Genomic DNA, 13,394 nt, shown 5'->3' with positions numbered 1-13,394 from the left:
TTGCGTGACGGGGTTCCTCCGAGTATGCTGGTCCCTTGGCAAATTCCATGATCGACATCAAAGAGAAGGAGAAAATGGTGGAGCGCGCGCTCCTCGTGGGCGCTTATACCGACACGAATGGGCGCCCCGAAGCGACGAGTCTGCTCGAGGAACTCGAAGAGCTCGTCAAGACACTCGGCATCCCGATCATGGATCGGCTGCTCGTCTATCATCGCGAGCAGCACGCCCGTCTCTTGATCGGCACCGGCAAGGCGGATGAATCGTCAAACGCGTGAAGGATCAGGGCCTCGACGTCATCATCTTCGACACGAACTGACCCCCAGCCAGCAGCGCAACTGGGAAAATCTCGCCGGCATCACGGTCATCGACCGCCAGGAAGTGATTCTCGATATCTTCGCCCGGCGCGCGCAGACCCGCGAAGCGCGGCTCCAAGTGGAACTGGCCCAGCTCGAATACTCCCTGCCCCGCTTGACCCGGGCTTGGGGACACTTAGTCCGCCAGGGCGGCGGCATCGGCGCCCGTGGTGAAGGTGAAACCCCAGCTTGAACAAGACAAGCGCCGCGTTCGCACCGCCATCGACCGCTGCAAGCGCGAGCTCGAACAGGTGCGCCTGTCCCGCGCCACTCAACGCAAGGACCGCAAACGCGCTCCCGTGCCGAATGCCGCGATCGTGGGCTACACGAATGCCGGCAAATCCTCGCTGCTCCGCCGATTAACCGGCGCGGACGTTCTCATTGAGGATAAACTTTTCGCAACTTTGGATACAACAACTCGCAAAATTGCGCTACCGAACAAGCAGCCACTGCTGCTCACCGACACGGTCGGGTTCGTCCGCAAATTGCCGCATCGGCTCGTTGAGGCTTTCAATGCGACGCTGGAAGAAGCCGCGCTCTCCGACTTCCTGATCCACCTGCTCGACGCCAGCCAGCCGGAAGTGATGGAGTACTATAATACGACGATGAAGGTGCTTGCCGAGTTGGGCGCGGACGCCAAGCGGACCTTAATCGCCTTCAACAAGATCGACAAAGTCGGGGATTCCGCGGCCTTGGCCGGCCTGCGACGCCACTTCCCTGATGCCGTCTTTCTCTCTGTGCATACCGGCGAAGGCATCGAAGAACTGGTCGAACGGATGGCCGAGTTCGTGGCCACCGGGATGGTCACCCGGGAATTCCTGATTCCCCAAAGTGCGGGAAGCCTGCTCGCCCAATTGCACCGCCAGGCGCGGATCCTGGAAACCCATTATGAAGGAGAGTTCGTCCGGATCGTGGCGGTCCTGCCCGGGCGGCTGGCCGAGGCTTGCGAGAACCTACTCAAGGAAGCAGCTGCAAAAAATTTAATCGACCCCACGTTTTTCACAGACAAATTGATTGCAACCGGGTAACAACTTGCCGCGCCTAGGGACTAGAACGTGCTAACATTTTCAAAAACAAAGTCGGCTCATGTCATTCCTCGATCGTTTCAAACGAAAAGCGTCTGAAGAAAAGACGCCGGAGAATGCGACTCAGGCCAGGCCCGAAGCAGTTCCCGAAACCAAAGGGGAGCCAGCACCGTCCCGCAAACCTGATCCCGCAGTCCAGATCGCAGCCACCACGGTGGCGGCTGGCTACAATGCTGATTTGAAAGCGCCGACGAAGAAGGACGCGCCCTCCACGATTTCCGCCGCGGGGCTCGCGGCGGCGCTCGGCCCCCAGTACGAGATCACTCTCGAACTCGGCGATTTTCTCCCGCGCATTCCCGCGCACCTGCTCGGCGATCAAAAGCCAGATCCGGCCACGTCCCTGGCCTTCGAAGTAGGTGATCTGGCGGATCGCATTGCCCGCGGCCAGACGACCGTTCCCGTCTCGGAGATCTATCGGCGCTGCCCGAACATTTTCCGTGGAGAGATTCTCCCTTCCGACAATGTGGAAGTGCGCTTCCCCTGGCAGAAGGTGATGAAGATGCTGCTGGCGCACCGCAATCCGCAGAGCGGTCCGGCGCCCGCCGGCCTCACCGCCGCCGCCGCGGATTCACTGGCGGAGAAACTGCGTTCGCGCCGTGCTGTCCGCAATATTATCCCGGGCAGTCCGGCGGATACCGCGACGCAGGCGCCACCCCAGGCACCGCAAACGCAACTGCAGCCGCAGACGGCCGCACCACCGCCTCCGGTGGCCGGAGCCCCGCTGCCCAGGCCGGCCGAGATTCCGATTCCCACTCCGAATGCCGAGGAAGACGAGAAGATGACGAAGGACGACGCGATCAAGGCGCGCGACGTCATGCGCGGCCTCGTGGCGCGGCTCAAGGGCGAATACGAACGTCAACTCGCGGCGGCCGACCAACAGCGCAAGGCATTGCTCGAAGAACGCGAAAAGGTCATTGTCGAACTCGTTCGCGCGAAAAAGGAGTCGGACGACAAGAACGAGCAGGTCGAATTTGAGAAGAGCGTCGCGGCCAAGAGCGCGGAGAATCTTGCCAAGGTTCAGCAGGAGCGCGATGCGTATAAACTCGAACTTTCCAACGCCAGGGTGGAATTGAGCAAGGCGGCGCAGGGCACCGATCATCGGATCAAGGACCTCATCGCGGAACGCGACGCCCTGGCGCAGCAGCAGGCCAATCTTTCCAAGCAGATCACCGAATTTCAAAAGCGCGGCAAGATCGGTGCGGTCGCCGGCGAGGTGGCTGCAGGAGCGGCGGGTGGCGCGATCGCCGCGGCAGCGGCCCAGAAGCAGGTTGACGAATTGCAACGCCGGATCTCGGTGCTTGAGACCGCCCAGCGCGATAACGCACAGGAACTGGTGCGCGAGCGTGAAGCGAAGGCAAAAGTCGAGCGTCAGCTCGCGGCCGCCGATCGCACCCAACAGGAGAGCGTCGCGAAACTGCAGGAATTGCAAAGTTCGCTCCAGCGCGAACACGAAGGCACCTTGCGCAAGCGTGAGACGGAATCCTCGCGGAATATTAAAGAGCTGCAGGACATGTCGTCGGGGTTGCAGACGGTCAATGCGAAGCTCACCGCGGATCTCGAGGACGCGCGCCGGAAGCTGGCCAATGCCGAGGATCGTTCGGGGGCCGGCGTGGCCGCCATGGCGCAATTCGAGGCGGACATCGAGTCCTACCGCACCCGCATCAAAGCGCTGCTCCAGGAAAAGGAAGCGCTCAAGGGCGAGCAGAAGAAGCTCGCCGCCAAGGTCGCGGAGCACGAAAAATCGCTCGCGGATCAAGGCCCGCAGAAGCAGCTCTCCGCGAAGGTGGAGGCGGACCAAAAACAATCTCAGGAAGAAGTCACCAAGCTTCGTGCGGAGAACGAAAAACTCCAGGGCCAGCTCAAGTCGCTGCAGGCTGAACACGAAGGCCTCGCCGCGAAGGTGACGGCCTTGCAAGGCGTCGAAGCCGAGCACAACAAGGCCAGGGGTGACGCGGCACAGGGCCGGACCGAAAACGAGAAGCTGCAGGCACAACTCAAGTCCGTGCAAGCCGAGCGCGAGGATCTCGCGGCGAAGCTGCAAGCGCTGCAGGGCGTGGAGACCGAGCACAACAAGACGAAGGATGACGTTTCGCAGGTCCGCGCGGAGAACGAGAAGTTGCAGGCGCAGCTCAAGTCTCTCACCACCGAACGCGAAGATCTCACCGCCAGGCTCAATTCGTTGCAGACCCAGGCGGGCGCGGTGCCGAAGATCACCACCCGCGCGCAGAAGCTCGCCGCGGAAAACGAGAGTCTCACCCAGGAACTGGCTTCGGCCCGTACCGAACATGCCCGGGCGATCGAGCAACATCAGGAAGAACTCGCGAAACTGAAGCAGCAGCACACGGCGTCGCTCGCCGAGAAGGATTCTTCGCTGCAACAGCTCAACGCGACGATTCCCACCCAGCAGTCGGAACTCGCCCAGCAGCGCGAGGAGAAGGAACGCCTGACCCGCGAACTCGCGACGGCGACCGCGGCAGTGGCGGCAGCCGCGGTGGCGGCCAAGGCCCACGAAGCACTTTCCAAGGAACACGCCCGCGTCACCGGCGAACTCGAAGCCGCGCGCAAGAGTGGCGACGCCAACGCTTCCAGCCTGCAGGATCAGAACAAAAAGACGCTGGCCGAGCGCGATGCGCTACAGAAGGAGCACGAGACGCTGAAGGCCGAGATCGAGAAAGTCCGGGCGGCGCAGCAGCAGGAAAAGCAGAAGCTCGAAGGCGATCTGGCCGGCTTGCGCGCCGCGCAGGACAAGCTCGCGGCCGAAAAGAAGGCGCTGACCGACGAATTGACCAGGCTGCGCGCTTCGCAGGAAGCGGCTTCCTCCAATGTGGGCGCGGCGAAAGAAGCGCACGACAAGGCGCTTACCGAACTCACGGCGGATCGCGACAAGTTGCGCGACCAACTCGAGACGGTGACGAAGGAACTCGTCGGCCTCCGCAATCAACATCAGGAAGTGAGTGCCGGCCGCGAGACGCAATCCGCGGCGCGCACCGCGCTGGAAAAGACGCTTACCGACGTGACGAAGAATCGCGACGAACTGGTCGCGAAGATCGAGACGATGGCCGGCGAATTGGCCGCCGCCAAGCAGGAGCATGGTCTCGCCTTTGCCGCGCTCGATCGGGATCGCGATTCCCTGCGCGCCTCGAAGGAAGCGCTCTCGACGGAATTTGCCGCCGCACGCGCCACTTACGACAAGACGATCGCGGATCTGCACGCCAATTTCCAAAAGATGGAGGCCATCAAGGTCGCCGTGGAATCGCAGCTGGCCGAAGCGCGCAAGTCGATCGAAGAACTTCAGGCCAGGTTGCGGAGCACGGAGAATGCTCTTTCGGACAGCCGCACGGAACTCACCGCTCGCATGGAAGCAGCCGCCAAACAATTGCCCGAACATCAGGCCGCCATCTCGGCGCTCACCAGCAAGCACGAGCGGGCGCTCAACGCTCTTAAGGCCGAGAAGGATGCGGCGGTGGCGAAGATCGCCGCGGAAAAGCTGCGATCGCCTCCGAGGTGGACGAGCGGATTGCCAGGCTGCAGGAGAGTCACGTGAAAGCGGTGCACAGTCTGCGCGACGAGAAGTCCGATGCCGTCGCCGCGCTCGCCGAGCAGATGAACGCTACGGTGACCGCCTTGACCGCCGAGCGTGACAAGGTGCGCGCCGCGCTGGCCGAAGCCGAACGCAAGTATCCCGCAGAGATTGCGTCGCTGCTCGCCGCACGCGACAGCGCCCAGCATGACAGCGCGAGCGTGGCCGAACGGCTCGCCGCCGTGTCCGTCGAAGCCGAGCAAAAGCATGTCGCTCTCACGCAGGAGCGCGATACGGTGCGGGCCGAAAAAGAAAAGGTCACCGCCGAGCTCGAGCAGGCCCGCGAGACGCACAAGGCGCAAGCCGGGGTTTTTGCCAGCGAGTTCAAGACGGTGGTGAAGCAGCGCGACGACGCGCTCTCCCAGCTCGACGCCGAGCGCGCCAGGCTCGCCGACAAGCTGAACGAATTTGAGAAGGAACGCGCCGCGTTTGCCGTGGCCGACAACGAGACCAAGACGCGCGCCGAGCGTGACCTTGTCCGGTTGCGCCGCGAGCGCGACAGCATCGCCCAGCAGCGTGACGCCTTGCGCGAACGCATCGAGAAGCTCGTAGACGATCAGCGTCAATTGCTCGAGGAGATGGACACCAAGGTGGCGTTCACCGCGATGAAGCACGATGTCTCCGCCGGCACGATGAAACCCGAGCCAGCCGTCGCGGAACCTGAGCCGGAGCCAGTCCCCGTCGCAAAAGCTCGCGAGAAGAAGAAGGAATCCAACGTCATCGACATCACCGCCGCCGAGATTGTCACCCCGGCTTTGCAGGATGAAGAAGGCCGCCTGAAGATTCCGCGGGTTCGTCCGGTGGTCATTCCGCCGCCGCAGGTTCGCGTTCTTTGAGCAAAGCGGCTCGCGGAGCAAGCCCGCGCTGGTGGCGCTGGGTCCTCATCCTCATCCTCATCCTGGCGGTGATCCCCGTCATCGAGGTCGCTGCAGTGCGCTTCGTCGATCCGCCGATCACACCGCTGATGCTGCTACGTCCGGTGGAAGCTCGGTTTGCCGGACATCCTTCGCCTCCGCGTCAATACACCTGGCTGCCCATGGCCCGCGTCCCACATGACTTCCTCAAGTTCGCGCTCATCGCCGAAGACCAGCGCTTCTTTCGTCATCACGGTTTCGACTGGCGGGAAATCCACGCCGCCGAGAAGCACGCGGAGCGCACTGGCCAGGAAGTGCGCGGCGCCTCGACGATCACCATGCAATGCGCCCGGTCACTCTTCCTCTGGCAGGAGCGTTCGTGGATCCGCAAGGGACTCGAAGCGTATTACACCTTTTGGATGGAGGTGCTGCTCTCCAAGCGCCGTATCCTCGAGCTCTACGCCAACGTGATCGAGATGGGCGACGGCGTCTACGGCATCGAAGCCGCGGCCCACGCACACTATGGCGTCAACGCCCACGATCTCAATCGCGATCAATGCCTCGCACTCGCCGCCATCCTGCCCAACCCACGCGGCTGGGATCCGCGCTCCCCCACTCCACGGCTCGCCGCGCGCATCTCACACATCCAGCAACAGGAAAAACAGGTCAACTTCCCGCAGCTGTCGGCGCGTTAACTTCCGAATCGAAGCTGGAGGGAAGCGCGCCGTCGCTTCCTCGCTCACGGCACCGACGGAGCGGTGCCCTCCAGCCGCGCTCTCGTAGGTGAACACGCGGCTCTCAACTCTCAACTCTCAACTCTCAACCCCTCTAAAACGGCCAGTACCAATGCTTCTTCTTCTTCGGTTCCACCGGGGCCGCGCCGCGCGGCACATTGGCGTCGGAAGTCTGCCACTCGATCTTGCCAGTCGAGGCGTTGTAGACGCCGGTCTCGTGATCGGGACGCGGCGGAGGCGGAGGCGGGGCTTGCGGAGCGGGCGCAGTGGCCGTGGCGCCCGCGGGCGCCGGAGTCGGCTTGACCTTCGGCGACGTCGGCGTCCGCGGCTGATCCGTCTGCACCCACTGATTGCGCTGCGGGTCCCAGTAGCGCGTATCGTTGAAACTCTGCGGCGATGGCGTCGCTGTCGCGGCAGCCGTCTTCTTCTGTCGCTTGTCCGGCGGGTATTCCCATTGTCCGGTCTGCGAGTTGTAGACCCGGGAATCATTGCCCGCACCGTGGAACAGATTGGAGATCGGGTTATCGAGCGAATTGCAACCGGCGAGCAGCACTGCCCCAGTGGCGGAAATGAGGATGGAAGAAAGCTTCATGAAATCGGGATTGCGGCGTTGCCGACGGTGAACGCATCCGATACCAAACTGCGCGTCCACAACCTTCAATCTATTTTAATCAATTCCCCAGTTTATGTTTTCCCACGTCGTTATTTTCTGGACGAAGCCTGAAATTCCCGGTGCGACCGACGCGCTGATCGCCGGCGCGGAACAATATCTCCGCCCCATCCCCGGCGTGCGCAGCTTCCACATCGGCCGGATGGCGAAGAGCCATCGCGACGTCGTCGACCAGACCTACCAGGTGGCGCTGTACCTGCAGTTCGAGAACAAGCAGCAGCAGGACGACTACCAGGTGCACCCGCTGCACCTCGAGTTCGTCGAGAAGGCATTCAAGCCGAACTGCGCCCGCGTTGTCATTTACGACTTCGAATAACCGGGCACTTCCGGCATGACGGGCTCGACCACCACTGCCGTGCCGTAGCAGAGCACTTCGGTCACGCCCTGCATGACCTCCGTCGCATCGTAGCGCACGCCGATGATTGCGTTCGCGCCACGCTCCTGCGCGTGCTGGAGCATCAGCAGATAGGCATCGGACCGCGCCTTTTCGCACATCTCGGTGTAGATGGTGATGTTGCCGCCGAGCAGCGTTTGGAACGCCGCGCCGATGTTCCCGACGATGGAGCGCGAACGCACGATGATCCCGCGAACCAGACCGATCGTCTTTACCGTCCGATAGCCCGAAATCTCAAACGTCGTGCTGGTCATGGAGTCGTTCATACGCCCAGTGTTAACGGAGCGTCCGCAAAAGCAAGACCGCAGCAGGCTACGGAGTCACCGCCTACGTCATGGCGAACGGTCCTCATCTGGCTTCTTAATCTTAATCTTAATCGTAATCTTAATCCCCTCCAGGAGCCGAACGTGGACAGAGTAAGAGTAAGAGTAAGAGTAAGATTAAGATTACGATTAAGAACAAGAGCCCCTCAGGACTTCCCCGCGGGAAAAATACGAGCCTCGCGCAGGCTGGCAAAGGCCGTCTCGCCGACCTTCAGACCGAGATGCTGCTCTTCAAGGCGCGGGACTTCCGCTTCGAGTTCTTCGCCCGTGTCGGTGCGTTCGAGTTCCACGCGGGCCGTCGGGCCGGCGGCATAGATGTTCCGCACTTTCACCTCGAGGACCGGCTTGCCGTTCTTCACCCGGGTAAGCTGGATGTTGTGCGGTCGCACATAGGCAATGGCCGCCTGCTGGTTCTGCAGGTCGAGCGGTGCGAGGAGATCGATCGCGCCGACATGCACCCGACCTTCCTCCACACGGGCACTCAGCGAGTTCACGTTGCCGAGGAATTCGTTCACGAATGGCGTCGCCGGATGATCGTAAATCTCCCGCGGCGTGCCGACCTGCTCGATGCGCGCGTTGTTCATCACTACCACGCGATCGGCGACCTCCAGCGCTTCCTCCTGATCGTGAGTGACGAAGACGCTGGTGATGTGCAGTTCCTCGTGCAACTGCCGCAGCCAGCGGCGCAATTCCTTGCGCACCTTGGCATCGAGCGCGCCGAAGGGCTCGTCGAGCAAGAGCACTTTCGGTTCGATGGCGAGGGCACGAGCAAGCGCCACGCGCTGCCGCTGACCACCACTGAGCTGTGTCGGGTAGCGCTTCTCCAGTCCTTCCAATTGGACCAGTTTAAGCAGGTTGAAAACGCGTTCGCGGATCTCGCTCTTCGATGGCCTCGTCCTACGCGAACGGACGTTCAGGCCGAAGGCGACGTTGTCGAACACGTTCATATGCCGGAACAGCGCGTAGTGCTGGAAGACAAAGCCGACCTGCCGCTTGCGCACTGCAACTTCGGTCGCGTCCTGCCCGTGGAGCAACACGCGCCCCGTATCCGAGCTTTCCAAACCCGCGATGATGCGCAGGAGCGTCGTTTTGCCCGAACCAGACGGCCCGAGCAGCGACACCAGTTCGCCTTTCTCAATGCGCAGGTTCACTTGCTCCAGCGCGGTATAGTTACCGAAGCGGCGGCTGATGTTTTGGACTTCAATGCTCATGGGAATAGACGGGTTTGTGCGCGATCACAGCACGCTGGATTCAATCGCGGCGCGGGAAGACTTCGCCTCGACGATGGCCTTGAGCGCTAGCGTCACCAAGGCGAGCAGCGCGAGCAGCGAGGCGCAGGCAAAGGCCGCGACGAAGTTGTATTCGTTGTAAAGAATCTCCACGTGCAGCGGCAGCGTGTTGGTCTCGCCGCGGATGTGCCCGCTCACCACGGACACCGCGCCGAATTCCCCCATCGCCCGGGCGTTGCACAGGATCACTCCATAGAGCAGCGCCCACTTCACATTGGGCAGCGTCACGTGCCAGAAAGTCTGCCAGCCATTCGCGCCGAGGCTGACCGCCGCCTGCTCTTCCTCGCTGCCTTGCGATTGCATGAGCGGAATCAATTCCCGGGCGACGAAAGGAAAGGTCACGAAGACCGTCGCCAGCACGATCCCCGGCACCGCGAAGATGATCTTGATATCGTGCTCGCGCAGCCACGGCCCAAACCAACCCTGTGCGCCGAAGAGCAGCACATAGACGAGACCCGAGATCACCGGCGACACCGCGAACGGCAGATCGATGAACGAGATGAGCAGGCTCTTGCCGGGAAAATTGAACTTGGCGATCGCCCACGATGCCGCCAGGCCGAAGACCATATTGAGCGGCACGGCGAATGCCCGCCGCCGTGAGCGTCAGGCGAATCGCGGAGCGCGCATCCTCATCGTGAAAGGAGGCGAAGAACGCTTCCGAACCCTTGCGAAACGCCTCCACGAAAACCGCGGCCAGCGGCAGGAAAAGGAACAGCACGAGAAACAGCAACGTGCTCCCGATCAATGCCCAATGGAACCAGCGTGGCGAAGCGATGGTTCTCGTGGAAGGAGTTGGCGCCGTAATCGGCGCGCGAAGTGTGACGGTGCCGGCCATAGGATCAAAGGGGAGCGGCGAAGCGCTGCGAGGACAGGCGCTGCAGCAGGTTGATGACGAGCAGCATCGTGAAGGAAATGAGCAGCATCACCACTGCGACCGCCGCCGCCCCGCGGTAATCGAACTGCTCCAACTTCGTGATGATGATCAGCGGCGTGATCTCCGTTTTCATCGGCATGTTGCCGGATATGAAAACCACCGAACCGTATTCCCCGATGGCCCGGGCAAAGGCGAGGGCGAAGCCGGTGAGCAGCGCGGGCCAGATCTCTGGCAAAATGACCCGCCAGAAGGTGGTCAGGCGATTGGCGCCGAGGGTCGCCGCGGCTTGCTCCAATTCCGGATTCAGATCCTCGAGCACCGGTTGCACGGTGCGCACGACAAAGGGCAGGCTGATGAAGGTCAGCGCGATGGTCACGCCGAGCGGAGAGAAGGCGGTCTGGATTCCGTCCTCGGGAATGAACCGCTCCAACCACTGGGCGAACGGCACGGTCGTGAAGGCACTACCCGCATGGGCCAGGATGGCATCGACGATGCCGAGCGGCGCATGGATCAATTGCTTCAGACCATCCGCCGTCAGCCAGCGGCCGATCCAACCCGTCGGCGCATAAATGGTCGTAAGCGCGATACCGGCCACGGCGGTCGGGAGCGCAAACGGCAGATCGACCAATGAATCGACCAGTCGCTTACCCGGAAACCGGTAGCGCACCAACACCCAGGCCACGAGCAATCCCGCCACCGCATTGATCGTCGCCGCGGCCAGCGAAGCACCGATGCTCAGTTTATAGGAAGCCACCACCCGGGGCGCGGAAACCGCGCTCCAAAAGGCCTCCCAACCCATGCCCGACGCCTTGAAGAACAAGGCACTCACCGGAATGAGCACGATCAAACTCAGGTACAGCAGCGTGTATCCGAGCGAGATTCCGAAACCCGGCAAAACGCGTTTGGTCTTTGGCGAAGGGAGTGCAGACATTTTAGAGATTCGCGGCGTAGGAAATCATGCGGCGGTAGTGACGCAGGATCTGCTCGAGCGCCAAAACGAAGGCCTGGCGCTGCAAATCCATCGGCGCGTGATGCGGCGACTCGAGGATGATTTCGAAAGGCGCGGGCGTCGTTCCCGGAGGCGCTGTCAGGATCCCGTCATAGGCGGTGTGAATGATCCCCTCGACCGCGTGAAAGCCGTCGATGATCGCCGCCTGGTTCACCGGCAGCGCCGCCTCTGCTGCCGCCAGGGCAGGTTTCATGAGATGCTGGGTGAGCGTCGCGCCGCGCACGAAACCATAGACGCCATCGCTGGTGTCATCCGAATGCAGCGAGATGATGCCGTGGAATTTATTCAGGAGCAGCTCGCGCTCGATGATCGCCACCTCCGGCTCCAGCGAGCCGCGCCAGAATTCGCGGTTCAGGTCCGCCCCGCTGCGGGAGTGCCGCGTCCCATCCTCGAATCCCGTGGGATTGCACAGCGGATAGATGTGGATGCGATAGGCGCGTCCCATGAATGGGTCAGCCTCCAGCACGCGGAGCAAATCCACGAGCGCGTGCACGCCCGCCGGCTCATCGCCGTGCAAGCCAGCGAAGATGGCCAACCGGATCGTCTCCTCGCCGGTCTCCTGCGCGCCGCGGAAAACCAGGCGCGGCAACCAGTAACGCTCCTCGCCCACATGCCAGAAGCCCGCGGAATCGGCGCGCAACGACTGGGCCGTGGTGCCGACCTGCAGGAAGAGCGGCAACAGCAGTTTCTTGATCGAGTTTCTCTGCGCGAGGGACGGCGTGAAGTCCTCGTTCGTCCTCGAATCAATTTGCTTCATCAGTTCAGGAATCGTCGTGGTGGCCATGATGGAAATTTCTCTCGATCAAACGGTTCGCGGCTACGGCTTGTAGATGCTGTCGAAGACACCGCCGTCATCGAAATGGGTCTTCTGGGCTTTGGCCCAGCCACCAAACTTTTCATCGATGGTGAACAGCTTGATAGGGGCAAAATTCTGCGCCCATTTCGTCGCCGCCTCGGTATTCCGCGGGCGATAATAGTTCTTCCCGGCAATGTCCTGCCCCTCGGGCGAGTAGAGATATTTCAGGTAGGCCTCCGCGACCGCTCGGGTTCCATGCTTGTCTACCACCTTGTCCACTACCGCCACGGGCGGCTCGGCGAGATGCTCACCGACGGATTCACGATCTCAAATTTGTCCGCGCCGAATTCCTTCAACGCGAGATACGCCTCGTTTTCCCAGGACAGCAATACATCACCGACGCGGCGCTGCGCGAAAGTGGTCGTCGAGCCACGCGCCCCGGAGTCCAGCACCGGCACGTGTTTATAGAGATCCGCCACATAGGCCCTGGCTTTGGCATCATCGCCCCCACGCGCCAGCACCTGCCCCCAGGCAGCCAGATACGCCCAACGGGCACCGCCGGAGGTCTTCGGGTTCGGCACGATCACCTTCACGCCGGGCTTGATGAGATCGTCCCAATCCTTGATGCCCTTGGGGTTTCCCTTGCGCACCAGGAAGACGATCGTGGAGGTATAGGGCGCGCTGTTGTCCGGCAGCTTGTTGGCCCAATCTTTACTGAGCAGCCCGGCTTTTGCGGCGATGGCGTCGATATCGTAGGCCAACCCGAGAGTCACCACGTCGGCGTCCAGGCCATCGATCACCGCCCGCGCCTGTTTGCCGGAGCCGCCATGCGATTGTTTCACGTTCACATCCTTGCCGGTCTCCCCCTTGTAGTGTTTCGCAAAGGCGGCGTTGAACTCCTGGTAAAATTCGCGGGTGGGATCGTAGGAGACGTTGAGCAAAGTCACCGTCTCCGCGGACGCGAGCGAAGCCAGGCTGAGGGTGGCGGCGAGGGAAGCGAGAAGCGATTTTAGGATCATGCGGATATCAGGTTCAGGGTTGGCAGTGGCGGTTTCGGTGGTTTTTGCGAGGACGAGAGCATCGCGAAAGCCTTGCCCCGGGGTGGAAAGAGGATTGAGCGGCCTTAGCGCTGGCCCGTGGATTGCGGAATGTCGAACCGGGTGCGCTCCGTCCGTTCGATCTGCACGACCTTGGAATCGTGCACGACGATCTGAACGATGCCGTAGCGCATGGACCTGACCTTTTCGGTGACGACCGCAACCCACGGAGCCGCAACAGCGGTTTCCTCGGCGGATTCGGTCGCGTCACCCGCGGTTTGAGCGGGGCGGCGGGAAGAAGCGGCGGAATTGGACATAGGATGCGGCGGATTAATCTCTAGTTGTATAATAGAGATTGATTTAGTATGTGTTAATTCAGTTGGCAAGAGGTTTTTC

General features: G+C 61.9%; 13 protein-coding genes and 2 pseudogenes. 7 read left to right on the top strand and 8 right to left on the bottom strand.

The window, feature by feature from the left end:
* Positions 1–47 precede the first annotated feature (47 nt).
* Genes CFE428DRAFT_RS40250 through mtgA form a run of 6 tightly spaced genes read left to right on the top strand, consistent with a single transcriptional unit; the run spans position 48 to position 6,567 of the window.
* Positions 48–275, top strand: a complete 228-nt coding sequence (locus CFE428DRAFT_RS40250) for an HflX-like GTP-binding protein (protein ID WP_006977620.1) — start codon at positions 48–50, stop codon at positions 273–275.
* Complete coding sequence (locus CFE428DRAFT_RS40245) at positions 256–546, top strand: HflX-like GTP-binding protein (protein WP_006977619.1); 291 nt, start codon at positions 256–258, stop codon at positions 544–546. The genes CFE428DRAFT_RS40250 and CFE428DRAFT_RS40245 overlap by 20 nt, the downstream gene beginning before the upstream one ends.
* The gene (gene hflX, locus CFE428DRAFT_RS36570) at positions 524–1,381 is read left to right on the top strand and encodes a GTPase HflX (protein WP_157447400.1); all 858 of its coding nucleotides are present in this window, start codon (positions 524–526) and stop codon (positions 1,379–1,381) included. Before CFE428DRAFT_RS40245 ends, hflX begins: the two co-directional genes overlap by 23 nt.
* Positions 1,382–1,439: 58 nt before the next feature.
* Positions 1,440–4,982 (top strand): coiled-coil domain-containing protein, encoded by a 3,543-nt coding sequence (locus tag CFE428DRAFT_RS01365; RefSeq protein ID WP_006977617.1) that lies wholly within the window; start codon positions 1,440–1,442, stop codon positions 4,980–4,982.
* Positions 4,943–5,854, top strand: a complete 912-nt coding sequence (locus CFE428DRAFT_RS01360; RefSeq protein WP_006977616.1) for a coiled-coil domain-containing protein — start codon at positions 4,943–4,945, stop codon at positions 5,852–5,854. The genes CFE428DRAFT_RS01365 and CFE428DRAFT_RS01360 overlap by 40 nt, the downstream gene beginning before the upstream one ends.
* Complete coding sequence (mtgA, locus tag CFE428DRAFT_RS01355) at positions 5,851–6,567, top strand: monofunctional biosynthetic peptidoglycan transglycosylase (protein ID WP_006977615.1); 717 nt, start codon at positions 5,851–5,853, stop codon at positions 6,565–6,567. The genes CFE428DRAFT_RS01360 and mtgA overlap by 4 nt, the downstream gene beginning before the upstream one ends.
* Positions 6,568–6,700: 133 nt before the next feature.
* Here the strand turns inward: mtgA and CFE428DRAFT_RS01350 are convergent, their stop codons facing one another.
* Positions 6,701–7,198, bottom strand: a complete 498-nt coding sequence (locus CFE428DRAFT_RS01350) for a hypothetical protein (RefSeq protein WP_006977614.1) — start codon at positions 7,196–7,198, stop codon at positions 6,701–6,703.
* A gap of 94 nt (positions 7,199–7,292) precedes the next feature.
* Here CFE428DRAFT_RS01350 and CFE428DRAFT_RS01345 point away from each other — a divergent pair, with 94 nt between their 5' ends.
* The gene (locus CFE428DRAFT_RS01345) at positions 7,293–7,592 is read left to right on the top strand and encodes a Dabb family protein (protein ID WP_006977613.1); all 300 of its coding nucleotides are present in this window, start codon (positions 7,293–7,295) and stop codon (positions 7,590–7,592) included.
* Here the strand turns inward: CFE428DRAFT_RS01345 and CFE428DRAFT_RS01340 are convergent.
* From CFE428DRAFT_RS01340 to CFE428DRAFT_RS01310, 7 genes and pseudogenes are all read right to left on the bottom strand, one after another.
* A complete protein-coding gene (locus tag CFE428DRAFT_RS01340) occupies positions 7,577–7,936 on the bottom strand; it encodes a YbjQ family protein (protein ID WP_006977612.1) in 360 nt (119 codons plus the stop codon). The genes CFE428DRAFT_RS01345 and CFE428DRAFT_RS01340 overlap by 16 nt on opposite strands.
* A gap of 203 nt (positions 7,937–8,139) precedes the next feature.
* Positions 8,140–9,204, bottom strand: a complete 1,065-nt coding sequence (locus tag CFE428DRAFT_RS01335; RefSeq protein ID WP_006977611.1) for a sulfate/molybdate ABC transporter ATP-binding protein — start codon at positions 9,202–9,204, stop codon at positions 8,140–8,142.
* Positions 9,205–9,228: 24 nt separating this feature from the next.
* Positions 9,229–10,117 (bottom strand): annotated as a pseudogene (gene cysW / locus CFE428DRAFT_RS01330) (sulfate ABC transporter permease subunit CysW).
* 4 nt (positions 10,118–10,121) lie between these two features.
* Entirely contained in the window at positions 10,122–11,096 is a 975-nt protein-coding gene (locus CFE428DRAFT_RS01325) for an ABC transporter permease (protein ID WP_165920075.1), read from the bottom strand.
* Complete coding sequence (locus tag CFE428DRAFT_RS01320; protein ID WP_006977608.1) at positions 11,089–11,949, bottom strand: M14 family metallopeptidase; 861 nt, start codon at positions 11,947–11,949, stop codon at positions 11,089–11,091. Before CFE428DRAFT_RS01320 ends, CFE428DRAFT_RS01325 begins: the two co-directional genes overlap by 8 nt.
* Before the next feature lie 33 nt (positions 11,950–11,982).
* Positions 11,983–12,980: pseudogene (locus CFE428DRAFT_RS01315) on the bottom strand (sulfate ABC transporter substrate-binding protein).
* A 104-nt stretch (positions 12,981–13,084) separates the two neighbouring features.
* Positions 13,085–13,315: a YezD family protein gene (locus CFE428DRAFT_RS01310; protein ID WP_006977605.1), complete on the bottom strand. Its 231-nt coding sequence runs from the start codon at positions 13,313–13,315 to the stop codon at positions 13,085–13,087.
* Positions 13,316–13,394: the final 79 nt, after the last annotated feature.

Source organism: Chthoniobacter flavus Ellin428 (assembly GCF_000173075.1).
In the GTDB taxonomy this organism is placed as follows: domain Bacteria; phylum Verrucomicrobiota; class Verrucomicrobiia; order Chthoniobacterales; family Chthoniobacteraceae; genus Chthoniobacter; species Chthoniobacter flavus.
Note: the sequence above shows the minus strand (reverse complement) of the source record. Positions and strands in the feature narration are given on the sequence as shown.

What these genes read in the sequence shown, in the direction of transcription:
- CFE428DRAFT_RS40250 (WP_006977620.1), top strand. Translation starts at nt 48, where the DNA reads ATGATCGACATCAAAGAGAAGGAGAAAATGGTGGAGCGCGCGCTCCTC.
- CFE428DRAFT_RS40245 (WP_006977619.1), top strand. Translation starts at nt 256, where the DNA reads ATGAATCGTCAAACGCGTGAAGGATCAGGGCCTCGACGTCATCATCTT.
- CFE428DRAFT_RS01365 (WP_006977617.1), top strand. Translation starts at nt 1,440, where the DNA reads ATGTCATTCCTCGATCGTTTCAAACGAAAAGCGTCTGAAGAAAAGACG.
- CFE428DRAFT_RS01350 (WP_006977614.1), bottom strand. Translation starts at nt 7,198, where the DNA reads ATGAAGCTTTCTTCCATCCTCATTTCCGCCACTGGGGCAGTGCTGCTC.
- CFE428DRAFT_RS01345 (WP_006977613.1), top strand. Translation starts at nt 7,293, where the DNA reads ATGTTTTCCCACGTCGTTATTTTCTGGACGAAGCCTGAAATTCCCGGT.
- CFE428DRAFT_RS01340 (WP_006977612.1), bottom strand. Translation starts at nt 7,936, where the DNA reads ATGAACGACTCCATGACCAGCACGACGTTTGAGATTTCGGGCTATCGG.
- CFE428DRAFT_RS01335 (WP_006977611.1), bottom strand. Translation starts at nt 9,204, where the DNA reads ATGAGCATTGAAGTCCAAAACATCAGCCGCCGCTTCGGTAACTATACC.
- CFE428DRAFT_RS01320 (WP_006977608.1), bottom strand. Translation starts at nt 11,949, where the DNA reads ATGGCCACCACGACGATTCCTGAACTGATGAAGCAAATTGATTCGAGG.
- CFE428DRAFT_RS01310 (WP_006977605.1), bottom strand. Translation starts at nt 13,315, where the DNA reads ATGTCCAATTCCGCCGCTTCTTCCCGCCGCCCCGCTCAAACCGCGGGT.